This window comes from Pseudomonas sp. P1_F1_2 (assembly GCF_056405815.1).
On the sequence record NZ_JBFUBK010000106.1, the window covers coordinates 1 to 21,743 of the forward strand.

General features: G+C 60.5%; 25 protein-coding genes and 1 pseudogene. 20 read left to right on the plus strand and 6 right to left on the minus strand.

Features of this window, described 5'->3' with window-relative positions:
* Positions 1–172: 172 nt before the first annotated feature.
* The 10 genes from AC1D2P_RS24870 (at position 173) to AC1D2P_RS24915 (ending at position 9,207) form a co-directional block, all read left to right on the plus strand.
* On the plus strand, positions 173–544 hold the full coding sequence (locus AC1D2P_RS24870) for a chemotaxis response regulator CheY (protein WP_003183998.1): 372 nt from the start codon (positions 173–175) through the stop codon (positions 542–544).
* Positions 545–566: 22 nt separating this feature from the next.
* Positions 567–1,355: a protein phosphatase CheZ gene (locus tag AC1D2P_RS24875; RefSeq protein WP_046032843.1), complete on the plus strand. Its 789-nt coding sequence runs from the start codon at positions 567–569 to the stop codon at positions 1,353–1,355.
* 55 nt (positions 1,356–1,410) lie between these two features.
* Complete coding sequence (locus AC1D2P_RS24880) at positions 1,411–3,663, plus strand: chemotaxis protein CheA (RefSeq protein ID WP_477758163.1); 2,253 nt, start codon at positions 1,411–1,413, stop codon at positions 3,661–3,663.
* Positions 3,664–3,713: 50 nt separating this feature from the next.
* Positions 3,714–4,856 (plus strand): protein-glutamate methylesterase/protein-glutamine glutaminase, encoded by a 1,143-nt coding sequence (locus AC1D2P_RS24885; RefSeq protein WP_046032845.1) that lies wholly within the window; start codon positions 3,714–3,716, stop codon positions 4,854–4,856.
* The gene (locus AC1D2P_RS24890; protein WP_046032846.1) at positions 4,856–5,596 is read left to right on the plus strand and encodes a flagellar motor protein; all 741 of its coding nucleotides are present in this window, start codon (positions 4,856–4,858) and stop codon (positions 5,594–5,596) included. The genes AC1D2P_RS24885 and AC1D2P_RS24890 overlap by 1 nt, the downstream gene beginning before the upstream one ends.
* A gap of 15 nt (positions 5,597–5,611) precedes the next feature.
* A complete protein-coding gene (gene motD / locus AC1D2P_RS24895; protein WP_477758162.1) occupies positions 5,612–6,502 on the plus strand; it encodes a flagellar motor protein MotD in 891 nt (296 codons plus the stop codon).
* 43 nt (positions 6,503–6,545) lie between these two features.
* Positions 6,546–7,334, plus strand: coding sequence for a ParA family protein (locus AC1D2P_RS24900; protein ID WP_477758161.1), 789 nt, complete (start codon positions 6,546–6,548; stop codon positions 7,332–7,334).
* A gap of 27 nt (positions 7,335–7,361) precedes the next feature.
* Entirely contained in the window at positions 7,362–8,255 is an 894-nt protein-coding gene (locus AC1D2P_RS24905; RefSeq protein WP_223522591.1) for a CheW domain-containing protein, read from the plus strand.
* A 73-nt stretch (positions 8,256–8,328) separates the two neighbouring features.
* Positions 8,329–8,814: a chemotaxis protein CheW gene (locus AC1D2P_RS24910; protein ID WP_046032850.1), complete on the plus strand. Its 486-nt coding sequence runs from the start codon at positions 8,329–8,331 to the stop codon at positions 8,812–8,814.
* The gene (locus AC1D2P_RS24915; RefSeq protein WP_046032851.1) at positions 8,815–9,207 is read left to right on the plus strand and encodes a DUF2802 domain-containing protein; all 393 of its coding nucleotides are present in this window, start codon (positions 8,815–8,817) and stop codon (positions 9,205–9,207) included.
* Positions 9,208–9,328: 121 nt separating this feature from the next.
* Here AC1D2P_RS24915 and AC1D2P_RS24920 read toward each other — a convergent pair whose 3' ends face one another.
* Both AC1D2P_RS24920 and fliK read right to left on the minus strand, forming a co-directional pair.
* Entirely contained in the window at positions 9,329–9,658 is a 330-nt protein-coding gene (locus tag AC1D2P_RS24920) for an EscU/YscU/HrcU family type III secretion system export apparatus switch protein (RefSeq protein ID WP_477758160.1), read from the minus strand.
* A complete protein-coding gene (gene fliK / locus AC1D2P_RS24925; RefSeq protein ID WP_477758159.1) occupies positions 9,655–11,277 on the minus strand; it encodes a flagellar hook-length control protein FliK in 1,623 nt (540 codons plus the stop codon). The genes AC1D2P_RS24920 and fliK overlap by 4 nt, the downstream gene beginning before the upstream one ends.
* A 198-nt stretch (positions 11,278–11,475) precedes the next feature.
* On the opposite strand from fliK, the gene ccmA reads away from it, so the two are divergent.
* The 10 genes from ccmA to AC1D2P_RS24975 all read left to right on the plus strand — a co-directional run bounded on the left by ccmA (position 11,476) and on the right by AC1D2P_RS24975 (position 18,855).
* Positions 11,476–12,111 carry a cytochrome c biogenesis heme-transporting ATPase CcmA gene (gene ccmA, locus AC1D2P_RS24930; RefSeq protein ID WP_109786423.1) on the plus strand — a complete coding sequence of 212 codons (636 nt, stop codon included), beginning with the start codon at positions 11,476–11,478 and terminating at the stop codon, positions 12,109–12,111.
* Positions 12,108–12,776, plus strand: coding sequence for a heme exporter protein CcmB (gene ccmB, locus AC1D2P_RS24935; RefSeq protein WP_046032855.1), 669 nt, complete (start codon positions 12,108–12,110; stop codon positions 12,774–12,776). The genes ccmA and ccmB overlap by 4 nt, the downstream gene beginning before the upstream one ends.
* A gap of 72 nt (positions 12,777–12,848) precedes the next feature.
* Complete coding sequence (locus tag AC1D2P_RS24940) at positions 12,849–13,604, plus strand: heme ABC transporter permease (protein ID WP_046032856.1); 756 nt, start codon at positions 12,849–12,851, stop codon at positions 13,602–13,604.
* Complete coding sequence (gene ccmD / locus AC1D2P_RS24945) at positions 13,601–13,777, plus strand: heme exporter protein CcmD (RefSeq protein ID WP_008145547.1); 177 nt, start codon at positions 13,601–13,603, stop codon at positions 13,775–13,777. The genes AC1D2P_RS24940 and ccmD overlap by 4 nt, the downstream gene beginning before the upstream one ends.
* Positions 13,774–14,229: a cytochrome c maturation protein CcmE gene (gene ccmE / locus AC1D2P_RS24950; RefSeq protein ID WP_027922384.1), complete on the plus strand. Its 456-nt coding sequence runs from the start codon at positions 13,774–13,776 to the stop codon at positions 14,227–14,229. Before ccmD ends, ccmE begins: the two co-directional genes overlap by 4 nt.
* A gap of 3 nt (positions 14,230–14,232) precedes the next feature.
* Positions 14,233–16,236 carry a heme lyase CcmF/NrfE family subunit gene (locus AC1D2P_RS24955; RefSeq protein WP_046032857.1) on the plus strand — a complete coding sequence of 668 codons (2,004 nt, stop codon included), beginning with the start codon at positions 14,233–14,235 and terminating at the stop codon, positions 16,234–16,236.
* The gene (locus AC1D2P_RS24960; RefSeq protein ID WP_046032858.1) at positions 16,233–16,769 is read left to right on the plus strand and encodes a DsbE family thiol:disulfide interchange protein; all 537 of its coding nucleotides are present in this window, start codon (positions 16,233–16,235) and stop codon (positions 16,767–16,769) included. Before AC1D2P_RS24955 ends, AC1D2P_RS24960 begins: the two co-directional genes overlap by 4 nt.
* Positions 16,766–17,236 carry a cytochrome c-type biogenesis protein gene (locus AC1D2P_RS24965; RefSeq protein WP_046032859.1) on the plus strand — a complete coding sequence of 157 codons (471 nt, stop codon included), beginning with the start codon at positions 16,766–16,768 and terminating at the stop codon, positions 17,234–17,236. The genes AC1D2P_RS24960 and AC1D2P_RS24965 overlap by 4 nt, the downstream gene beginning before the upstream one ends.
* Positions 17,233–18,435: a c-type cytochrome biogenesis protein CcmI gene (gene ccmI / locus AC1D2P_RS24970; protein ID WP_046032860.1), complete on the plus strand. Its 1,203-nt coding sequence runs from the start codon at positions 17,233–17,235 to the stop codon at positions 18,433–18,435. The genes AC1D2P_RS24965 and ccmI overlap by 4 nt, the downstream gene beginning before the upstream one ends.
* A 15-nt stretch (positions 18,436–18,450) precedes the next feature.
* Positions 18,451–18,855 carry a hypothetical protein gene (locus AC1D2P_RS24975; RefSeq protein WP_046032861.1) on the plus strand — a complete coding sequence of 135 codons (405 nt, stop codon included), beginning with the start codon at positions 18,451–18,453 and terminating at the stop codon, positions 18,853–18,855.
* 162 nt (positions 18,856–19,017) lie between these two features.
* Here the strand turns inward: AC1D2P_RS24975 and AC1D2P_RS24980 are convergent, their stop codons facing one another.
* From AC1D2P_RS24980 to AC1D2P_RS24995, 4 genes and pseudogenes are all read right to left on the minus strand, one after another.
* Positions 19,018–19,905 carry a LysR family transcriptional regulator gene (locus AC1D2P_RS24980; RefSeq protein WP_477758158.1) on the minus strand — a complete coding sequence of 296 codons (888 nt, stop codon included), beginning with the start codon at positions 19,903–19,905 and terminating at the stop codon, positions 19,018–19,020.
* 43 nt (positions 19,906–19,948) lie between these two features.
* Positions 19,949–20,668: an SDR family oxidoreductase gene (locus AC1D2P_RS24985; RefSeq protein ID WP_477758157.1), complete on the minus strand. Its 720-nt coding sequence runs from the start codon at positions 20,666–20,668 to the stop codon at positions 19,949–19,951.
* Positions 20,669–20,717: 49 nt separating this feature from the next.
* On the minus strand, positions 20,718–21,374 hold the full coding sequence (locus tag AC1D2P_RS24990) for a peroxiredoxin-like family protein (protein WP_477758156.1): 657 nt from the start codon (positions 21,372–21,374) through the stop codon (positions 20,718–20,720).
* 181 nt (positions 21,375–21,555) lie between these two features.
* Positions 21,556–21,743: pseudogene (locus tag AC1D2P_RS24995) on the minus strand (IS256 family transposase); the annotation flags it as partial.

Sequence of the window (21,743 nt, forward strand, 5' to 3'; positions counted from 1 at the left end):
GCTGAAGGCAGTGTGGGGACACTGCGAACGTGGCTGGTGCGGTTTTGAACGGCACCGGTTGCGATCTGTTGTGCTCCAGACAGTCATCGAATGCATTGCCGGATTGATTGAAATGGCGCGTCCAGGTGCTGGGCGCGTTTAAGACTGCTTGGAGGTCGAATTGGACAAGAACATGAAAATCCTCATCGTTGATGACTTCTCAACGATGCGGCGGATCATAAAAAACCTGTTGCGTGACCTTGGGTTCACCAACACGGTCGAGGCCGACGATGGCACTACTGCCATTCCGGTTCTCAACAGCGGGAGCATCGACTTTCTGGTAACGGACTGGAACATGCCTGGCATGACCGGTATCGACTTGCTGCGTCACGTGCGCGCCGATGAAAAGCTCAAGCACCTGCCGGTGCTGATGGTGACCGCTGAAGCCAAGCGCGAGCAGATCATTGAAGCAGCCCAGGCCGGTGTAAACGGCTACGTGGTCAAACCCTTCACGGCCCAGGCGTTGAAAGAAAAAATCGAGAAGATTTTCGAACGCATCGGTTGATCCACTGCGCCACGGGGGAGCTATGGAGCATAAAGAATCTTCACTGGGCGATTTTGAATCGACCCTGAAAAAACACGCCGTCGAACTGGTCGCCAGCCTTGAAAAAGGCAGGTTCGGCGAAGCTGTGCAACTGATCCATGAGCTCAATCAGACCCGTGACCGCGGCCTGTATCAGGAAGTGGGCAAGCTCACTCGCGAGCTGCACAGCGCGATCGTCAACTTCCAGATTGACCCGAACATGCCGCAAGCCGAGGAAGTGTCACAGATCACGGACGCCACCGAGCGCCTGGGGTATGTGGTCAAGCTCACCGAGGCCGCGGCCAACCGCACCATGGACCTGGTGGAAAGCGCCACGCCGCTGGTCAACAACCTGAGCGATGAAGCCCAGGCGTTGAGCACCGACTGGAGCCGGTTCATGCGTCGTGAAGTCGGGGCTGAAGAGTTTCGTGAACTGGCCCGTCGGGTCGACGGTTTTCTGACTCGCAGTATCGAAGACAACCGCATGGTGTCGAGCAACCTCAACGACATCCTGCTGGCTCAGGATTACCAGGACCTCACCGGTCAGGTCATCAAGCGTGTGACCCAATTGGTCACCGAAGTTGAAAGCAATTTGCTCAAGCTCGTACTCATGGCCAGCCAGGTAGACCGCTTTGCGGGTATCGAACATGACCGTGAATCGATGCTGGCTGAAAAAGATCCGCAAAAACATCTCTCTCAGGGTGAAGGTCCGCAGATTCATGCCGATAAAAGAGAAGACGTTGTGTCCGGTCAGGACGATGTGGACGATTTGCTATCCAGCCTGGGATTTTAGAGTTTTAGCATTCTAGGTTTTTTAGGTTTTTAAACCTGTTAGGAGCACCCCATACATGAGCTTCGGCGCCGATGAAGAGATCCTTCAGGATTTCCTGGTTGAGGCCGGCGAGATTCTAGAGCAACTGTCCGAACAGCTGGTCGAGCTTGAGAGCCGACCGGATGATGCGGACTTGCTCAATGCAATTTTTCGCGGTTTTCACACTGTAAAAGGGGGCGCCGGCTTCCTCCAGCTCAACGAGCTGGTGGAGTGCTGCCATATCGCCGAGAACGTGTTCGACATCCTGCGCAAGGGTGAGCGTCGCGTTGATTCAGAACTGATGGACGTGGTGCTCGAAGCGCTGGACGCGGTGAACAGCATGTTCAGCGAAGTCCGCGAGCGCAGCCCGATCACGGCTGCCACACCTGAATTGCTGGCAGCTCTGGCCCGACTGGCCGAGCCGCAAACGGCTGATGAAGCTGCACCGGTCGCTGAAGTGTTTGAAGCGCCTGCCGCTGAAGCCGAATCGGGCGACATCACCGATAACGAATTCGAACAACTGCTGGACTCGCTCAATGCCGTCAAGGCTCAAGCTGAGGCTCCGGCGGCTGCACCTGCACCAACGCCTTCCAGCGATGCCGCTGCGAGCGACGAAATCACCGATGCCGAGTTCGAGTCCTTGCTCGATCAACTGCACGGTAAAGGCCAGTTCGCTGTCGATGCCGTGGCCGCCGCGCCAGCTGCACCAGCCGCCCCGAAAGCGGCAGGCGATAACTCCGACATTACCGACGACGAATTTGAAGCACTGCTCGACCAGTTGCACGGCAAAGGCAACTTTGCGGTGGATGCGCTGGAGTCGGCCATTGCTTCTGTGCCAGTTCCTGCTGCGCCAACTGCAGCGGCGGCGGGTGGTGATCTGATCTCCGATCACGAGTTCGAATCGCTGCTCGACGAATTGCACGGTAAAGGCAAGTTCAGCGAAGTCGGCACAGGTTCTGCTGTATCGAATGTCGCGGCACCCGTCGCCAAGGCTGCCGCACCGGCCCCGATCGCCAAGGCGCCTGAACCGAAAGCTGAAACACCGAAACCAGCCGCCGCTGCTGCACCGGCCCCGGTCCGTGCTCCAGCCGCGCCGCCACCGGAAAAACCGGCCAGCGAAGCCGAGACCACCGTGCGGGTCGATACCGCTCGCCTCGACGAAATCATGAACATGGTGGGCGAATTGGTGCTGGTGCGTAACCGCCTGGTTCGCCTGGGTGCCAACAGTGCCGACGAGGCCATGTCCAAGGCTGTGTCGAACCTCGACGTGGTCACGGCTGACTTGCAAACCGCGGTCATGAAGACCCGGATGCAACCGATCAAGAAAGTCTTCGGGCGCTTCCCGCGCCTGGTTCGCGACCTGGCTCGCCAGCTCAAGAAAGAGATCAACCTGGAACTGGTCGGTGAAGAAACCGACCTCGACAAGAACCTCGTCGAGGCCCTGGCCGACCCGCTGGTCCACTTGGTACGCAACGCGGTCGACCACGGCATCGAGTCGCCGGAAGAACGCGAAGCTTCGGGCAAGTCCCGTGGCGGCCGGGTGGTCCTTGCTGCCGAACAGGAAGGCGACCACATCCTGCTGTCGATTTCCGATGACGGCAAAGGCATGGACCCGAACGTCCTGCGTTCCATCGCGGTTAAACGCGGTGTGATGGACAAGGATGCGGCCGATCGCTTGAGCGATACCGAGTGCTACAACCTGATTTTTGCGCCAGGGTTCTCGACCAAAACCGAGATCTCCGACGTGTCGGGTCGTGGCGTGGGCATGGACGTGGTGAAAACCAAGATTTCCCAGCTCAACGGTTCGATCAACATTTACTCGACCAAGGGCCAGGGTTCGAAAATCGTCATCAAGGTGCCGTTGACCCTGGCGATCATGCCGACGCTGATGGTCATGCTCGGCAACCAGGCGTTTGCGTTCCCGCTGGTGAACGTCAACGAGATCTTCCACCTCGACCTGTCGACCACCAACGTGGTGGACGGCCAGGAAGTGGTGATCGTGCGAGACAAGGCGCTGCCACTGTTCTACCTCAAGCGCTGGCTGGTCAGCTCCGCCGCTCACGAAGAGCAGCGCGAAGGCCATGTGGTGATCCTTTCGGTGGGCACGCAGCGGATCGGCTTTGTCGTCGATCAACTGGTGGGCCAGGAAGAAGTGGTCATCAAGCCATTGGGCAAAATGCTCCAGGGAACCCCGGGCATGTCGGGCGCCACCATCACCGGTGACGGCCGTATTGCGCTGATTCTCGATGTTCCGAGCATGCTCAAGCGTTACGCCACACGGCGTATTTGATTCTGGTGGAGCGGGGCGACTGAGGCCCCGCTGCGTCTAACGGAGTGTTTATGGCAGTTAAAGTCCTGGTGGTGGACGATTCGGGGTTTTTCCGCCGCCGCGTCTCGGAAATTCTTTCAGCGGATTCGAATATCCAGGTCGTCGGTACGGCGACCAACGGAAAAGAGGCGATCGATCAGGCCCTGGCCCTCAAGCCGGACGTGATCACCATGGACTACGAGATGCCCATGATGGACGGCATCACCGCCGTGCGGCACATCATGCAGCGCTGCCCGACGCCGGTGTTGATGTTCTCGTCGCTGACGCACGAAGGCGCCCGGGTCACCCTTGATGCGCTGGACGCCGGCGCCGTCGATTTCCTGCCCAAGAATTTTGAAGACATCTCCCGTAACCCGGAGAAGGTCAAGCAACTGCTGTGCGAGAAGATTCTCAGCATTTCACGCAGTAACCGTCGCGCCAGCGCCTACAGCGCGCCGGCACCGGTTGCCGCGCCAGCCCCGACGCCCGCGCCTTCGAGCGTCAGCAGTTACGGCAGCAGCACACCTTCGCGCCCTGCACCGGCACCGATCCCGACACGTACGCATCATGCCCCTGCGTCCCCCGGCCCATCGTCGCCTGCACCCAAGCGCAAAGCCTACAAACTGGTTGCCATCGGCACGTCCACGGGCGGTCCGGTTGCGCTGCAACGAGTCTTGACTCAGTTGCCGGCCAACTTCCCGGCACCGATCGTGTTGGTCCAGCACATGCCGGCAGCCTTCACCAAGGCCTTCGCCGAGCGTCTGGACAAGCTCTGCCGCATCAGCGTCAAGGAAGCCGAGGATGGCGACATCCTGCGTCCGGGCCTGGCGTTGCTGGCACCGGGTGGCAAGCAAATGATGATCGACGGCCGTGGCGCGGTGAAAATCCTGCCGGGCGACGAGCGTCTCAATTACAAACCGTGCGTGGACATCACCTTCGGTTCGGCAGCCAAGTCCTACGGCGACAAAGTTCTGGCGGTCGTACTCACCGGCATGGGCGCCGACGGTCGTGAAGGTGCTCGCCTGCTCAAACAGAGCGGCAGCGCGATCTGGGCTCAGGATGAAGCCAGTTGCGTGATCTACGGCATGCCGATGGCCATCGTCAAAGCCGATCTCGCGGATGCGATCTATGGGCTGGAAGATATTGGCAAGCACTTGGTCGAGGCGTGTATCTGATGGATGTTTTAAGCCTTATCGGCATCATCATGGCGTTCGTCGCCATTATTGGCGGCAACTACCTTGAAGGTGGCCACCTTGGCGCGCTGGCCAACGGCCCGGCGGCGCTGATCGTTCTCGGTGGGACCATTGGCGCAGCCTTGTTGCAGTCGCCGATGAGCGCCTTCAAGCGCGCCATGCAAATTGTTGGCTGGATTCTGTTTCCACCTCGCGTTGATCTGGCCGGTGGCATTGATCGAGTCGTGAACTGGAGCCTGACCGCGCGCAAGGAAGGATTGCTGGGCCTGGAAGGGGTGGCCGATGCCGAACCCGACAGCTACTCGCGCAAAGGCCTTCAGTTGCTGGTCGACGGTGCGGAACCGGAAGCGATTCGCAGCATTCTGGAAGTGGATTTCTACACCCAGGAAAGCCGCGATATCGAGGCCGCCAAAGTCTTCGAAAGCATGGGCGGCTACGCGCCGACCATCGGGATTATCGGTGCGGTGATGGGCCTGATCCATGTCATGGGCAACCTCGCTGACCCGACGCAACTGGGCAGCGGCATTGCCGTGGCCTTCGTCGCCACCATCTACGGCGTGGCCAGTGCCAACCTGGTGTTGCTGCCGATTGCGTCCAAGCTCAAATCCGTTGCATTGCGCCAATCGCGTTACCGCGAAATGTTGCTGGAAGGGATCCTGTCGATCGCCGAAGGTGAGAACCCTCGCTCTATTGAGTTGAAGCTTCAGGGCTTCATGGATTGATGGGGGTAATGGATTATGGCTCGTCGTCGCCAACCTGAAGAACATGTAAACCATGAACGTTGGCTCGTTTCCTATGCCGACTTCATTACCTTGCTCTTCGCATTCTTCGTGGTGATGTACTCGATCTCGTCGATCAACGAAGGCAAGTACAAAATCATTTCGCAAGCGCTGATCGGGGTCTTCACCGATGCCGATCGTTCCCTCAAGCCGATTCCTGTTGGCGAAGAGCGACCGATGACGGTGACGCCGGCCAAGCCGTTGGTGAAAGACAGCGAGCAGGTCGATGCCGGTGTGGCCGGTTCCAACGACCCGCTCAAAAGCATTGCCGATGACATCAGCGCGGCGTTCGGCGACCTGATCAGCTCCAATCAGATGGCCGTGCGTGGCAACGAGTTGTGGGTCGAGATCGAACTCAATTCCAGCCTGTTGTTCGGCAGCGGCGATGCCATGCCCAGCGACAACGCGTTCAATATCATCGACAAGGTGGCCGGGATTCTGAAGCCGTTCGACAACCCGATTCACGTCGAAGGCTTTACCGACGATCAACCGATCCGCACCGCGCAGTACCCCACTAACTGGGAACTGTCCTCGGCCCGCTCGGCGAGCATTGTGCGCATTCTGGCGATGCAGGGTGTGAACCCGAGCCGAATGGCCTCCGTGGGTTATGGCGAGTTTCAGCCCGTGGCCAATAACGCCACCGCCGAAGGCCGGGCACGCAACCGTCGTGTGGTGCTGGTGGTTTCACGCAATCTCGATGTTCGTCGCAGCCTCACCGGCACCGGAACCGCTCATGCGCAACCGGACGCCGCGTTGAAGCGTGCTGGCACACAAACTGCACCGTCAGCGGTCAAGTCGCCGGTACGAGAGAGCGCCGTCAATTCTCCGTCACCCGCATTAAAACGTTGAGCTATTTCTCGGCTGACCTCGTCGGCCGGGAGGAAACATTCAAATGAGAGTCTGGGCCGTTGCCAATCAAAAGGGTGGTGTTGGTAAAACCACTTCCTCTATCGCTTTAGCCGGTTTGCTGGCCGAGGCGGGCAAGCGCGTGGTTGTGGTCGATCTCGATCCGCACGGCTCCATGACCAGCTACTTCGGCTACGATCCCGATAGCCTGGAACACAGCAGCTACGACTTGTTCCTGCACAAGGGCAGCGTGCCGCAAGGCTTGCCCGGTCAGTTGTTGTTGCCCACCAGTCACGACAGTATTTCGCTGCTGCCTTCGAGCACCGCACTGGCCACGCTTGAGCGTCAATCGCCGGGGCAGAGTGGCTTGGGCCTGGTGATCGCCAAGAGCCTGGCGCAGTTGTGGCAGGACTTCGATTACGCGGTGATCGACAGCCCGCCGTTGCTCGGTGTGCTGATGGTCAATGCCTTGGCGGCGAGCCAGCAATTGGTGATCCCGGTGCAGACCGAGCACTTGGCCGTCAAAGGCCTTGAACGCATGGTCAACACCTTGGCGATGATCAATCGCTCTCGCAAACAGGCGTTGCCGTTCACCATCATCCCGACCTTGTTCGACCGCCGCACCCAGGCGTCCCTCGGGACCCTGCGCGTGCTGCGTGACAAGTACCCGGAAGAAATCTGGCAAGGTTACATCCCGGTCGACACCCGCTTGCGGGATGCGAGCCGGGCCGGCCTCACGCCTTCGCAATTCGACGGCAAGAGCCGTGGAGTTCTCGCTTACCGTGCGCTGCTCAAGCATTTGCTGGCGCAGCAATCTGTCGCGCAGGTGGCGTGAGATGAACCTTCCTTGCGTGGTGCTTAAATGAATCGGCCGGTGAAGATCACCTCTCGCCCGCAACTGGCGCTCCAGCATTATCTGGACAGCTTGCTGCAGGACGCGACGGAGGAGCTTGCGCCGATCATCGAAGCGCCCGCCGAAGTGCTCGAACCGGATAACACCCTGGACGAATTCCAGGCTGCGGTCCTCGAAGAACAAGCGCGCGATGCACGCCCGGCGGCGGTTGCTGCGCCTGTAGTTGCCGCACCTGTGGTTGCAGCGCCCGTGATCGCCGCCGTGGCCAAGGCGCCAGCGCCGGTCATGGAGGCGCCGGCACCGATCCTCGCACCGGTATCGACCATTGCACCCCTGCTGCAAACATTGGTGCCGCCCGTCGTCGAAGTCCACTTGCCACCGAGCAACACGCCGCCACCGGTCGAAACCGATGGTCGCCCGTCGTGGGCCGCCGAGCCGTTCGAGTGTCTGTTATTCGACGTCGCCGGGTTGACCCTGGCGGTGCCACTGGTGTGCCTGGGTTCGATTTATTCGTTGGCGGGCCACGAGCTGACGCCGCTGTTCGGCCAGCCAGAATGGTTCCTCGGGATTCTGCCGAGCCAGGCCGGCAACCTGAAAGTCCTGGACACCGCACGTTGGGTCATGCCCGACCGCTACCGCGACGATTTCCGGCAGGGCCTGCAGTACGTTATTTCGGTTCAGGGCTACGAGTGGGGGCTGGCGGTGCATCAGGTCAGCCGCTCGTTGCGCCTGGACCCGAACGAAATCAAATGGCGCAGCCACCGTGGTCAACGGCCATGGCTGGCGGGCACTGTGATTGAACACATGTGTGCATTGCTCGACGTCTCCGCGCTGGCCGAGTTGATCGCCAGTGGCGGGGCAAAGCACATAAGCAATATCAAGCCGGCTCACAAACCAGCATAAAAAACACGCAACGGCAGTGAATGCCGCTGCACAGAACACACACCGCCAGGGCGGTTTTTTGAGGGGTCAGGGTATGAATGATAAGGCGACGGCTGCAAAGGGTTCCGAAGATCCGATCCTGCAATGGGTAACCTTCAAGCTGGACAACGAAACCTACGGCATCAACGTGATGCGCGTCCAGGAAGTCCTGCGCTACACCGAAATCGCCCCGGTTCCGGGTGCCCCGACCTACGTGCTGGGCATCATCAACCTGCGCGGTAACGTGGTCACCGTGATCGACACCCGTCAGCGCTTCGGCCTGATGAATGCGGAGATCAGCGACAACACCCGTATCGTCATCATCGAAGCCGACAAGCAGGTTGTCGGGATCATGGTCGACAGCGTGGCCGAAGTGGTTTACCTGCGTCAGTCGGAAATCGAAACTGCGCCAAACGTCGGTAACGAAGAATCCGCCAAGTTCATTCAAGGCGTGTGCAACAAGAACAACGAACTGCTGATCCTGGTCGAGCTGGACAAGATGATGAGCGAAGAAGAATGGTCGGACCTGGAGAACATCTGATTGATTCTTGAGGTTGCGGTCATTGTCCTGTTCCTCTTCTGGGCAGGCACGCTGGCGATGTTTCTGGCGTACATTCGCGGTCAACGATTGATCGCCGCTCAACAGGCCCAGGGCGATGCGCTGCGGGATCAGCGCATCAAGGACCTGGCCAAACGCGTGGACGATTACCAGAGCGGCAACGTGCGCATGGGTGAAGACCTGCACGAACTGCGCGCGGTGGTTGGCCCCTTGCCGGACAAACTGGCACAGCTGGAACAGCGCGACCCGTCGAGCCTGTCGTTCGCCCAGGCGGCGCGATTGGTGGGAATGGGGGCGACGGTTGATGAACTGACTCAGTCTTGCGGGTTGACCCAGGCTGAGGCGGAGTTGATGCGTAAGCTTCACAAGAACTGATGCCTGTCAGAGATCGTTCCCACGCTCTGCGTGGGAATGCCTCTGGGGACGCTCCGCGCTCCGTTGTTGAATGTGACGCGGAGCGTCACGGGCTGCATTCCCACGCAGAGCGTAGGAACGATCAATAATCATCCCCGCGATCGGTGACATCCTTCTCCACCATCCCCACCTCCGACTCATGCCCCGCCGGAAACTTGCCCTTCAAATGCCACGCAAACGCGATGATCTCGGCCAGCGTGCGGTACAACTCCTGCGGAATACTTTCCCCCAGTTCCATCCTCGCCAGCAGCTTTACCAGCTCGGCGTTCTCATAGATCGGCACTTCATAATCGCGGGCAATGCGCAGAATTTCTTCGGCCAGTTCTTCGTCACCCTTGGCCGTGAGGGTAGGGGCGTGGCTGCCGTCGTATTTGAGGGCGATGGCCTGGCGTGGGGCGTTGGTGGTTTTCATGCGGTTTCGTCGACCCAGCGTTGTTCCAGACGAGTTTGCGGTCCTTGTGGCGGGGTGCCGAGGTGGCAATCCAGATTGCCGACGTTCAGGCCCGATGCCAGCAAGCGTTCGCGCAGGCCGGCCAGGTTACTTTCGATCAGGCTGGCGGTGTACGGCCGTTCGGCCCAGAGCTGGCTGGACAGGCTGCCCTTGATCAGTTGCGCGTGAACCTGCAAGGGGCCCAGCGGTTCCATGTCGAAGGCCAGGTCGACACGCCACAGCGGTTGCTTGGGTTCGTGTTCGTCGCGGCGTTCGTGGGGGTGTTCTTTCTCGGGCGCTTCTTCGCGCTGGAACTTGACCTGCAGCGGGACAATGTCCTGCGCGTTTCGCATCGGGATTTCCAGTTGCCAGGTGCTGAGCAGCCGACCATCGTCGGTCACGCCGGTTTGCTCCAGGCTCGACAGTTGATGGCTTTGCAGGCGCGAAACGGCTGCCGCCGCCAAACGCAGCAAATGCTCCAGATCACCTTCACCGTCATGGCTTTGCAGCAGGCGTTCGGGCAGCGGGAAACTGGTCGGCAGCGGCTTGGCGCTGACTTGCCCGAGCATCCCCAGGGCGCTGCGCACGAAGCTCGGCATCGTCTGCACCAATGTATTGGCGGCGATGATCGCGTTGAGGTTGGTATTGGCCGGTAGTCCCGGTGTCAGTTGCGCGATCAGCTTGAGCAAATCGCCTTTCATGTCCGGCGCCAATGTCGGGTTTTGCCCGGTGAGCAATTTCGCTTCCAGGAACAGTCCGCTGTTTGCCAGCGCTTGAGCCAGGCCCTTTGGCGTGCTCAGTTGCTGAACGTCCGGCATGCCGGCGAGGAGTTTTTCCACGGCCAGGCGCAGGTCGCTGGAGGTTGGGTCCAACGCAAGTGGCGATGGCTGCAATGGCGGCTGCAGTGACGATTGCGGCGTCGGCGTCAGGTTTTGCAAGGCTTTGATCAAGCCATCCAGCGAACCTTGGCGGCTTTGCTGGCTGACCAGTTGCTGCGTCACCGCCAACTGTTCCTGACGGCTGCTCAGCGGGACGAATTTAAGCGTCTGGGTGTCTTGCACCATGGCGCTCAACAACGTGCCAATGCGCAGGGGCGTGGGGCTGTCGATGCTCAGCGTGCTGCCGCTCAGCACTGTGTTTAGCAAACTCACCATGGAGCGGAACACCGTGGGTTGCCCCGGTACTTGTGGCAGGACTTGTGAGGTCAGCACTTTGCCCTGCAACAGCGTGCCAGCGGGCAGTTGTGCCGTGTCGATGCGGGTGAGGGTGGCGACGCTCGCCGCGATGGCCTGTTGCACGGTGATCGCCAGGTTGCTGGCCGACGGTTGGGTGATCGCCAGGCTGGTGCCTTGAGGCAGAGGCTGGCTGCTGGTGGCCTGGACCGTGGTCTGGCGACCGCTGTCGAGGGTGACTTTGAGCAACAATTGAAAGGTCTGATCCGTCTGCTTGAGCGACAGCACTTCAGCCTTGGCGGTTTGCCCGACGGAGATCAGGCCCTCCATCGGCGTCAGTAACTTGAGCAGGTCGCCACTCACCACCAGCGGCCGCGACGTCGCGGGCGGGGTCTGCGGTAGCGGGAGGATGTTCATTTCGCCTGTCATACGCGGTCACAACCTGAGGAAATTGCCCTCTTGAGAGTAGGGCATGGCATGTATAATGCCGCCCCGTTATCACTGGGGCGCTAAAAACATTGCAAATGTTTGACCCAGCTCTCTATGACGGGCCGCCAATGCATCTATTCTGCATCTCTTTAGCGGCCGTACTACTGCCGACTTGAACCGCAAAAGGCCCGTGATCCCTTGACCAGCCCAGTCCTGCAAACCGTTGCCCTCGCTTGTGAGCGAGACCTTCGGCTGCTCTTCGAAAATCTCGATTTGAGACTGGCCAGTGGCGAAATGTTGCAAATCAGCGGCCCCAACGGCAGTGGCAAGACCAGCCTGTTGCGCCTGCTGTGCGGTCTGATGCAACCGACCGCCGGCCAAGTGCTGCTCAATGGCCAGCCGCTCAATGAGCAACGCTTTGAACTGGCGCGCAACCTGTTGTGGATCGGTCATGCCGCCGGTATCAAGGAATTGCTGACCCCTGAGGAAAACCTCAGCTGGCTCTGCGCCCTGCATCATCCGGCGTCCCATGACGCCATCTGGCAGGCCTTGGCGGCGGTGGGGTTGCGCGGTTTCGAGGACGTTCCGTGCCACACGCTGTCTGCCGGCCAGCATCGCCGTGTGGCGCTGGCGCGGTTGTACCTGGACAGCCCGCCGCTGTGGATTCTCGATGAACCGTTCACCGCACTCGACAAACAAGGCGTGGCGCAGCTCGAAGAGCACCTGGCCGCACACTGCGAGCGCGGCGGCATGGTCGTATTGACCACCCACCACACGCTGACGCGGATGCCGACCGGTTATCGCGATATTGATCTGGGGAATTGGGCCGTATGAGTGTTTTCGGCCTGTTGGTCGCCCGTGAGGCCCGTTTGTTATTCCGCCGTCCTGCGGAGTTGGCGAACCCGTTGGTGTTTTTCGCCATCGTGGTTGCCCTGTTCCCGCTAGCGGTCGGCCCCGAGGCTCAATTGTTGCAAACCTTGTCTCCGGGGCTGGTCTGGGTCGCGGCCCTTTTATCGGTTTTGCTCTCGCTGGACGGGCTTTTCCGCAGTGATTTCGAGGACGGTTCCCTCGAACAGTGGGTCCTTTCGTCGCACCCTCTGCCTCTTCTGGTTTTGGCCAAGGTACTGGCACACTGGGCCTTCTCGGGCCTGGCACTGGTTTTGCTCGCTCCACTGCTGGCGTTGATGCTCGGTTTGCCTGCCGCTTGTCTGCCGGTGTTGCTGCTTTCGTTATTGCTGGGTACACCGGTACTGAGCCTGCTCGGTGCGGTGGGCGCAGCCCTGACGGTAGGATTGAAGCGTGGCGGCCTGTTGTTGGCGCTGCTGATTCTGCCGCTGTACATCCCGGTGTTGATTCTCGGCAGTGGCGCCTTGCAGGCAGCCTTGATGGGCATGCCGGCGACCGGTTATCTCTTGTGGCTTGGTAGCCTGACCGCCCTGGCGATAACCCTGACACCGTTTGCAATAGCTGCTGGCCTGAAGATCAGCGTCGGCGAATAATGAGGTTTGGTTAAAATTTGACCAGTAAAGACCCAGCCCTTCACAGCGAAGGGCAACCGTGATGGAAACAGTATGAACTGGACGTGGTTTCACAAGCTCGGCTCGCCCAAATGGTTTTATGGCATCAGCGGCAAACTGTTGCCCTGGCTGAGCGTCGCGGCGTTGCTGTTGATCGGCGTTGGCGTAGTCTGGGGCCTGGCCTTCGCGCCGCCCGACTACCAGCAAGGCAACAGCTTTCGCATCATCTATATCCACGTTCCTGCCGCGATGCTGGCGCAATCCTGCTATGTGATGCTGGCCGTGTGCGGCATTGTCGGGTTGGTCTGGAAGATGAAACTGGCCGATGTCGCCCTGCAATGCGCGGCGCCCATCGGTGCCTGGATGACTGCCGTGGCGCTGGTCACYGGCGCGATCTGGGGCAAACCGACCTGGGGCTCGTGGTGGGTCTGGGATGCGCGACTTACGTCTATGTTGATTCTGCTGTTTCTGTACTTCGGTCTGATTGCGCTGGGCAACGCCATCAGCAATCGTGACAGCGCCGCCAAGGCGTGTGCGGTGTTGGCGATTGTTGGCGTGATCAACATCCCGATCATCAAATACTCGGTGGAGTGGTGGAACACCCTGCACCAGGGCGCGACCTTCACCCTCACCGAAAAACCGGCCATGCCGGCCGAAATGTGGCTGCCTCTGCTGCTGACGGTGCTGGGCTTCTACTGTTTCTTTGGCGCGGTCCTGTTGCTGCGCATGCGCCTTGAAGTACTCAAGCGCGAAGCGCGGGCCAGTTGGGTCAAGGCCGAAGTACAGAACAGTCTGGAGGTCGCTCGATGAGTTTTGCTTCATTTGGCGACTTCCTCGCCATGGGCCATCACGCCCTGTATGTCTGGTCAGCCTATGGCATCTGCCTGGCGGTGCTGGCCCTCAACGTGGCGGCGCCGATCCTGGCCCGCAAGCGGTATCTGCAACAAGAGGCGCGTCGTCTGCGCCGGGAGAACGGCAAGTGAATCCGCTGCGCAAAAAGCGTCTTATCATCATTCTCGCGATCCTGGTGGGTGTCGGCGCTGCCGTCGGCCTGGCCCTGAGCGCCCTGCAGCAGAACATCAATCTGTTTTACACCCCGACCCAGATCGCCAATGGCGAAGCGCCGCAAGACACGCGCATCCGTGCCGGTGGCATGGTCGAGAAAGGTTCGCTGCAACGTTCCGGTGATTCGCTGGACGTGAAATTTGTCGTTACTGACTTCAACAAATCCGTGACCATCACCTATCGCGGCATTCTTCCAGACCTGTTCCGTGAAGGGCAGGGTATCGTGGCCCTGGGCAAAATCAACGCCGACGGCGTGGTGGTGGCCGACGAAGTGCTGGCCAAGCACGATGAGAAGTACATGCCGCCGGAAGTGACCAAGGCCCTGAAAGACAGCGGCCAGTCGGCGCCCACACAAGCCAAAGAGGGTTAATTGATGACATCCGCTCTCTATAATTCAGGGCTGTTTATCCCCGAACTGGGCCACCTGGCCATGATCCTGGCGCTGTGTTTCGCGCTGGTTCAGGCCGTGGTGCCGTTGCTCGGTGCCTGGCGCGGTGACCGCTTGTGGATGAGCCTGGCGCAGCCGGCCGCCTGGGGTCAGTTCACCTTCCTGGTGTTCGCCTTCGGGTGCCTGACCTACGCGTTCATGACTGACGACTTCTCGGTCGGCTACGTCGCCAGCAACTCCAACAGTGCCTTGCCGTGGTACTACAAATTCAGCGCGGTATGGGGCGCCCACGAAGGGTCATTGCTGTTGTGGGCATTGATCCTCGGCGGCTGGACCTTCGCGGTGTCGGTGTTCTCCCGCCAATTGCCGCAAGTCATGCTGGCCCGGGTACTGGCCGTGATGGGCATGATCAGCACCGGTTTCCTGTTGTTCCTGATCCTCACGTCCAACCCGTTCAAGCGCATCCTGCCGCAGATGCCCAGCGATGGCGCCGACCTCAATCCGTTACTGCAAGACATCGGCCTGATCGTTCACCCGCCGATGCTGTACATGGGTTACGTCGGTTTCTCAGTGGCCTTTGCCTTCGCCATCGCGGCGCTGATGGGCGGTCGCCTGGATGCCGCGTGGGCTCGCTGGTCGCGTCCGTGGACCATCGTCGCCTGGGCATTCCTCGGCATCGGCATCACCCTCGGTTCGTGGTGGGCGTATTACGAACTTGGCTGGGGCGGCTGGTGGTTCTGGGACCCGGTGGAAAATGCCTCGTTCATGCCTTGGCTGGTGGGCACCGCGCTGATTCACTCGTTGGCGGTCACGGAAAAACGTGGCGTGTTCAAGAGCTGGACCGTGTTGCTGGCCATCGCCGCGTTCTCGTTGAGCTTGCTGGGTACGTTCCTCGTGCGTTCCGGCGTGCTGACGTCGGTTCACGCGTTTGCGTCCGACCCTGAGCGCGGCGTGTTCATCCTGATCTTCCTGTTGTTTGTGGTCGGTGGTTCGCTGACGCTGTTCGCCCTGCGCGCGCCTGTGGTCAAGAGTCAGGTGGGCTTCAACCTCTGGTCCCGGGAAACCCTGCTGCTGGGCAACAACCTGGTGCTGGTGGTGGCGGCCTCGATGATCCTGCTCGGCACCTTGTACCCACTGATCCTTGACGCAATGACCGGCGCCAAGCTGTCGGTCGGCCCGCCGTACTTCAACGCGTTGTTCATTCCATTGATGGCGTTGCTGATGATGGTGATGGCGGTCGGTGTGATCGTGCGCTGGAAAGACACGCCGGTGAAATGGCTGGCCAGCATGCTCACGCCGGTATTGCTCGGCAGTGCCGCACTGGCCGTAGTGGCCGGCGTCGCTTACGGCGATTTCAACTGGGCGGTGATCGCGACGTTCATGCTCGCGGCCTGGGTATTGCTGGCCGGCGTGCGAGACATCTTCGACAAGACCCGCCACAAAGGCCTGATCAAAGGCTTGCCGACCCTGACTCGCAGCTATTGGGGCATGCAGGTCGCGCATTTGGGCATTGCCGTGTGCGCACTGGGCGTCGTGTTGTCGAGCCAGAACAGCGCCGAGCGTGACCTGCGCCTGGCGCCGGGCGAGTCCATGGACCTGGCCGGTTATCACTTCGTGTTCGAAGGCGCCAAGCACTTCGAAGGCCCGAACTTCACCTCCGACAAGGGCACCGTTCGAGTGATTCGCGACGGCAAGGAAGTCAGCGTGCTGCACCCGGAAAAGCGCCTCTACACCGTGCAGAACTCGGTGATGACCGAAGCCGGGATCGACGCCGGTTTCACCCGCGACCTCTACGTCGCCCTCGGTGAGCCGCTGGGCGATGGCGCCTGGGCTGTTCGTGTTCACGTCAAACCGTTTGTGCGCTGGATCTGGTTCGGCGGACTGCTGACCGGTTTCGGTGGGTTGCTGGCGGCGCTGGATCGCCGTTATCGGGTCAAGGTGAAAAGCCGGGTGCGTGAAGCACTGGGCATGTCGGGAGCCACTGCATGAAGCGTTGGTTGATGTTGTTGCCACTGGCGATTTTTCTAGTGGTCGCTGTATTCCTTTACCGTGGGTTGTACCTGGACCCGGCCGAGCTGCCTTCGGCGATGATCAACAAGCCGTTCCCGGAGTTTTCCCTGCCTTCGGTGCAGGGCGACAAGACCCTGACCCGCGCTGACATCGTCGGTAAACCGGCGCTGGTCAATGTCTGGGGCACCTGGTGCATTTCCTGCCGGGTCGAGCACCCGGTGCTGAATAAGCTGGCCCAGCAGGGCGTGGTGATTTATGGCATCAACTACAAGGACGTCAATGCCGACGCCTTGAAGTGGCTGGTGGAGTTTCACAACCCCTACCAACTGGATGTTCGTGACGATGCCGGCACCCTGGGTCTGAACCTCGGTGTCTACGGCGCGCCGGAAACCTTCTTCATCGACGCCAAGGGCATCATCCGCGACAAGTTCGTCGGCGTGATCGACGAGCAAGTCTGGCGTGAAAAACTGGCCGCCAAGTATCAGGCGCTGGTCGATGAGGCCAAGCCATGAAGCGCTGGATAGCCGCCGTGGTGTTGGGCTTGAGCTTGGCCGGCGTGGCACACGCGGCCATCGACACCTACGAGTTCGCCAAAGAAGGTGATCGCGAGCGTTTTCGCGAGCTGACCAAAGAGCTGCGTTGCCCCAAGTGCCAGAATCAGGACATTGCCGATTCCAACGCACCGATTGCCGCCGACCTGCGCAAAGAGATTTTTCGCATGCTGGGCGAGGGTAAGGACAACCAGCAGATCATCGACTTCATGGTTGATCGGTACGGCGATTTCGTCCGCTACAAACCCGCACTGAACGCCAAGACTGCACTGCTCTGGTTCGGCCCGGCCGGTCTGCTTTTGGGCGGTTTTGTGGTCATCGCCGTGATCGTCCGCCGTCGTCGCGTGCAACGCGCCGAAACCAAGACTGAGCTTTCCACCGATGAGCGTGAGCGCCTCGACCACCTGTTGGATAAAAACCAAGAATGATTGATTTCTGGCTCGCTGCAGGTCTGCTGCTTCTGGTTGCCCTGAGTTTTCTGTTGATCCCGGTTCTGCGCGGTCGCCGCGCTCAGCGTGAAGAGGATCGTACTGCCCTGAACGTCGCGCTGTATCAAGAGCGCGTGGCTGAGCTGCAGGTTCAGCAGGAAGAGGGCGTTCTCGACGCGGCGCAAATGGACGCCGGCCGCGCCGAAGCGGCCCGTGAGCTGCTCGCCGACACCGAAGGCGTTGGGGCGCCGCGAGTGACCCGCCTGGGCAAGCCGTTGCCTTTGCTGGCGGCGGTTCTGGTTCCGGTGTTGGGCCTTGGTTTGTACCTGCATTTCGGTGCCAGCGACAAAGTCGAGCTGACCCGCGAGTTCGCTCAGGCGCCGCAGTCGATGGAAGAGATGACCCGTCGGCTGGAACGCGCCGTCGCCGCTCAACCGGAGTCGGCTGAAGGCCTGTATTTCCTCGGTCGCACGTACATGGCTCAGGATCGTCCGGGCGACGCGGCGAAGATTTTCGAACGTACCGTGAACCTGGCCGGTCGCCAACCGGAACTGCTCGGCCAATGGGCTCAGGCGCTGTATTTTGCCGAAGGTAAAAAGTGGTCGGACAAGATTCAGGCCCTGACCGATGAAGCGCTGAAAGCCGATCCGAAAGAAGTCACCAGCCTGGGCCTGCTCGGTATCGCCGCGTTTGAAAGCCAGCGTTACCAGGACGCCATCAACTACTGGAATCGTCTGTTGACACAACTGCCACCCGATGACAACTCCCGCGCTGCGCTGCAAGGCGGGATTGCCCGGGCCACCGAGAAGCTCGAAGCCAGCGGCGGCAAGGTGGTTCAGGCACCTGCGGCCAAAGCTGCAGCGTTGTTGAAAGTCACCGTTGACCTGGCCCCGGCGCTCAAAGCCAAGGTCCAGCCGGGCGACAGCGTGTTCATTTTCGCCCGCGCCACCTCCGGTCCACCTGCACCGTTGGCCGCCAAGCGCCTGACCGTGGCCGACTTGCCGGTGACCGTCGAATTGGGCGATGCCGACGCCATGATGCCGCAGTTGAAACTGTCGAACTTTCCTGAAGTCCAACTGGTTGCGCGCGTCTCCCGTGCCGGCCAACCGACTGCCGGTGAATGGGTCGGTCGCAGCCAGCCTCTGGCCAGCAACACGACGGCGCCGCAGACACTGACCATCGACAGCCCGGACAAATAACAGGAAAACGCCCCCATGACCGCCATCGCTCGTATCACCCTGCTCAGTCTGGTCTTGGGGTTAAGCGCTTGTGCGGTCCAGCCGCCGGAGCGAACGTCGCCGCCACCGATTCCGCCGTCACAGCCAAGGCCTACTCCGTCGCCAACACCCACGCCAGGTAAACCGGGCATTCCGGCCAAGCCTGCCAAACCGATGCCGCGCACCTCCGCCAGCTTCGCGCCGCCGCCGGGTGGCAACAGCCATTGGGATGCCAAACTCGGCGTCTACGTGCTGGATGACCAGACCAACACCTTCTACCGCCAGCGCACCTACTACCGCTGGAACAACGGCTGGAGCCGCTCGATCAGCCCCAACGGGCCATGGGAAGACACGGATATTCACGGCGTGCCGGGTGGGTTGGGACGGCAATTCGGGCAGTAAGCAAAGGCGACCTTCGGGTCGCCTTTTTTGTGCCTGTTGAAATTCCCGATTCACCCCAAACCTGTAGCAGCTGGCGAAGCCTGCGTTCGGCCGGTCCGCGCTCGGGCGAAGCAGTCGTGAAATCAGTCCACGCGTACTGTCAGGAAACGAAACCGGCGAACCTCAGGTCTCTTTTGTCAGCAACTCCTGCACATACTCCACAAACGCCCGCGCCTTGGCGCTGGCCATTCTTCCGGTTGGAAACACTGCCCAAAGGTCCAGGTTGGGCAGCGTCCAGTCCGTCATCACTTCCCTGACCGCCCCGTTGGCCAACTCCGGGGCAAACATCCATTGCGACGCCATGGTCAGCCCCTGATGAGCCAGCACTGCTTCTCGCAATCCCTCGGCGGCGTTGACGCGGATTCGGCCGCTGATGATCACGGCCTGTTCTTCAGAGGCGTTGCGAAATTGCCAATTGGCGCCGCCGCCCAAGGTATAGACGACCGCCTGATGCTTGCACAGGTCAGCGGGGCAGGTGGGTTCGCCGTATTTTTCGAAGTAGGCCGGTGTGCCCAGTACCACGCGTCGGCACTCGGCGATTTTGCGGGCCGTCAGCCCCGAGTCACTCAGGGCGCCCATGCGCAGGGCAATGTCGACGCCTTCCTCGACCAGATTGACGTTACGGTCGTCGAGCATCAGGTCGATGTTCAAGTCCGGGTTCTGTTCGAGAAACGGCCCGAGGTGCGGCACGATGTGCAGCCGGCCGAAGGTCACGGCGGCGCAAATGCGCAGGTTGCCAGTGAGTCCGCTGGCGGCACCGCGGGCGGCGTTGTCGGCCTCGTCGGCTTCTTCGAGGGCGCGTTTGGAACGCTCGAAAAAGGCCAGGCCGGCCTCGGTCGGTGTCAGGCCTCGGGTTGAGCGCAACAGCAGTCGCACGGCAAGACGTGATTCCAGCTGCGCAATGGCTTTCGACACGGCGGGCTGGCCGATATTCAGACGCCGGGCGGCAGCGGAAAACGAGCCGGTTTCCACCACGTAGACGAAGGTTTCCATTGCGCCGAGGCGGTCCATCGAAGGTCCTTATGAGGTTCTGAAATTCACCGAAAATTGTCGGTCAGAAAGCGGCTTTTCCTATTGAGGAGCCGCCGTCGACAAACAACGTTTGCCCGGTAATAAACCCACTCTGCTCGGACAACAAAAACGCAATCGCCGCCGCGATTTCTTGTGGTTGCCCCAATCGCCCCATTGGCACTCCCGCCAGATACCGTGCTTCACCTTCACTGCCCGGCGGGTTATTGGTGCGAAACAGTTCGGTCTCGGTCGGCCCTGGTGCCACGGCGTTCACCGTCACGCCGGTTTTCGCCAGTTCCAGCGCCCAGGAGCGCGTGAAGCTGATCAGCGCTGCTTTGGCCGCCGCGTAGGCCGTGCGTTGGGTAATCCCGAGGACGGTCAGGCTGGAGATGTTCACCACCCGACCCCACCCCTTGTCGCGCATGTGGGGCAGCAGCGCCTGAGTGGCCTGCAACGCCGAATGGAGGTTGACCCGCATCACGTCGTCGAAGGTGTCCAGGTCAATCTCGCCCAGTACTTGTGGGCGCACCAGGCCGACGTTGTTCACCAGCCCGTCAAATTCGTAAGTCCGGGCCAGATCGGCCAGCACTTCCTGGGTCAGGACGCGGTCGCTCAGGTCCAGCGGAAACAGGATGCCGGGGAACGTCAGGTCGGGCGTGCGGGCGATGCCCACCACCCGGTGGCCCGCACGATCCAGGTGCTCGGCCACAGCGCGGCCAATGCCTTTGCTGGCGCCGGTGATGAGGAAGGTACGACGGGTCATTTCACACTCCTTGAAAAAACATGCCGCGGGTCAGGCGGCATTTGATCGGTTAGCCGCGAATAGCATCCAGCATCGCTTCAGGCTCAGGACGCTGAGTGTAATCCGGGTTGACCTCGGCGTAACGAATCACACCGTCCTGACCGATCACATAGCGTGCCGGCATCGGCATCGTCCATGACGGATCATCATTGAAAGTTGGCAAATCGTTACGCAGATTCTTGTACAGCTCGATCAGGTAATCCGGCAACTCAAAGCGCAAACCCAATGCATGCGCCACGTCATTGTGGCTGTCGCTGAGGATAGGAAACGTCAGGCCATTGGTACGCATCGACTTGCGGCTGTTGGCGGCGATCTGTGGCGAAATCGCCAGCAGGCTGGCGCCGGCGTCCTGCAGCAGTGGCAGAAAATCCTGCAACGCTTGCAGCTCCATGTTGCAGTAAGGGCACCACACGCCACGGTAAAACGTCAGCACCAAAGGCCCCTTGGCCAGCAGATCGATGGAGGACACTGGATGCCCGTCGGGATCTTTCAGGTTAAACAGCGGCGCCTTGTCACCGACCTTCAGCGCTTTGTTCGCCGCACCCGAGGCGATCAGCTCGGCAGTGGCGCGCTCCATGATCGGGTGGATGTCAGCCGGGGCGTTATAGGGCGGTTTGCCAGCCTTGAAGTCCGCTTTGAAGGCATCGAGTTTTGCTTGCAGGGTCATGATCGTAATCCTTGTTGGGAAAGCCGGTTGGCTGGGATCAATGGTGACCTTGAGGCGGGGAGGGCGGAACGCAGGTGGGGGGCATAGGATTCATTCTTGGGGGGAATGAGGTGGCGGATAGGGACTGTCAGATATTTTGTGTGCGGGCCGTTAACGGCCTGCCGTTAGGCAGGCCATGCTTTTACCAGGTCGGCCTGATAAATCGATCTCCGTACAGAATCGCGAATTGATTCATCGCACTTTTCCAGTCATGGGCCGCGGCCCCCCAGTTTGCTGTGATATTGCGCAGTCCAAGCCAGATCAGTTTTGTCGCCGCATCGTCAGTCGGGAAGTGACCTCGGGTCTTGATGATCTTGCGCAGCTGAGCGT

Bases quoted from the DNA above. Each gene is read 5' to 3' on its own strand.
- AC1D2P_RS24875 (WP_046032843.1), top strand. From the start codon at position 567: ATGGAGCATAAAGAATCTTCACTGGGCGATTTTGAATCGACCCTGAAA.
- AC1D2P_RS24965 (WP_046032859.1), top strand. From the start codon at position 16,766: ATGAAGCGCTGGATAGCCGCCGTGGTGTTGGGCTTGAGCTTGGCCGGC.
- AC1D2P_RS24920 (WP_477758160.1), bottom strand. From the start codon at position 9,658: ATGAAAACCACCAACGCCCCACGCCAGGCCATCGCCCTCAAATACGAC.
- AC1D2P_RS24960 (WP_046032858.1), top strand. From the start codon at position 16,233: ATGAAGCGTTGGTTGATGTTGTTGCCACTGGCGATTTTTCTAGTGGTC.
- AC1D2P_RS24900 (WP_477758161.1), top strand. From the start codon at position 6,546: ATGAGAGTCTGGGCCGTTGCCAATCAAAAGGGTGGTGTTGGTAAAACC.
- AC1D2P_RS24885 (WP_046032845.1), top strand. From the start codon at position 3,714: ATGGCAGTTAAAGTCCTGGTGGTGGACGATTCGGGGTTTTTCCGCCGC.
- AC1D2P_RS24890 (WP_046032846.1), top strand. From the start codon at position 4,856: ATGGATGTTTTAAGCCTTATCGGCATCATCATGGCGTTCGTCGCCATT.
- ccmD (WP_008145547.1), top strand. From the start codon at position 13,601: ATGAGTTTTGCTTCATTTGGCGACTTCCTCGCCATGGGCCATCACGCC.
- fliK (WP_477758159.1), bottom strand. From the start codon at position 11,277: ATGACAGGCGAAATGAACATCCTCCCGCTACCGCAGACCCCGCCCGCG.
- AC1D2P_RS24910 (WP_046032850.1), top strand. From the start codon at position 8,329: ATGAATGATAAGGCGACGGCTGCAAAGGGTTCCGAAGATCCGATCCTG.
- AC1D2P_RS24870 (WP_003183998.1), top strand. From the start codon at position 173: ATGAAAATCCTCATCGTTGATGACTTCTCAACGATGCGGCGGATCATA.
- AC1D2P_RS24980 (WP_477758158.1), bottom strand. From the start codon at position 19,905: ATGGACCGCCTCGGCGCAATGGAAACCTTCGTCTACGTGGTGGAAACC.
- AC1D2P_RS24905 (WP_223522591.1), top strand. From the start codon at position 7,362: ATGAATCGGCCGGTGAAGATCACCTCTCGCCCGCAACTGGCGCTCCAG.
- AC1D2P_RS24985 (WP_477758157.1), bottom strand. From the start codon at position 20,668: ATGACCCGTCGTACCTTCCTCATCACCGGCGCCAGCAAAGGCATTGGC.
- AC1D2P_RS24975 (WP_046032861.1), top strand. From the start codon at position 18,451: ATGACCGCCATCGCTCGTATCACCCTGCTCAGTCTGGTCTTGGGGTTA.
- AC1D2P_RS24880 (WP_477758163.1), top strand. From the start codon at position 1,411: ATGAGCTTCGGCGCCGATGAAGAGATCCTTCAGGATTTCCTGGTTGAG.
- AC1D2P_RS24955 (WP_046032857.1), top strand. From the start codon at position 14,233: ATGACATCCGCTCTCTATAATTCAGGGCTGTTTATCCCCGAACTGGGC.
- ccmI (WP_046032860.1), top strand. From the start codon at position 17,233: ATGATTGATTTCTGGCTCGCTGCAGGTCTGCTGCTTCTGGTTGCCCTG.
- motD (WP_477758162.1), top strand. From the start codon at position 5,612: ATGGCTCGTCGTCGCCAACCTGAAGAACATGTAAACCATGAACGTTGG.
- ccmB (WP_046032855.1), top strand. From the start codon at position 12,108: ATGAGTGTTTTCGGCCTGTTGGTCGCCCGTGAGGCCCGTTTGTTATTC.
- AC1D2P_RS24990 (WP_477758156.1), bottom strand. From the start codon at position 21,374: ATGACCCTGCAAGCAAAACTCGATGCCTTCAAAGCGGACTTCAAGGCT.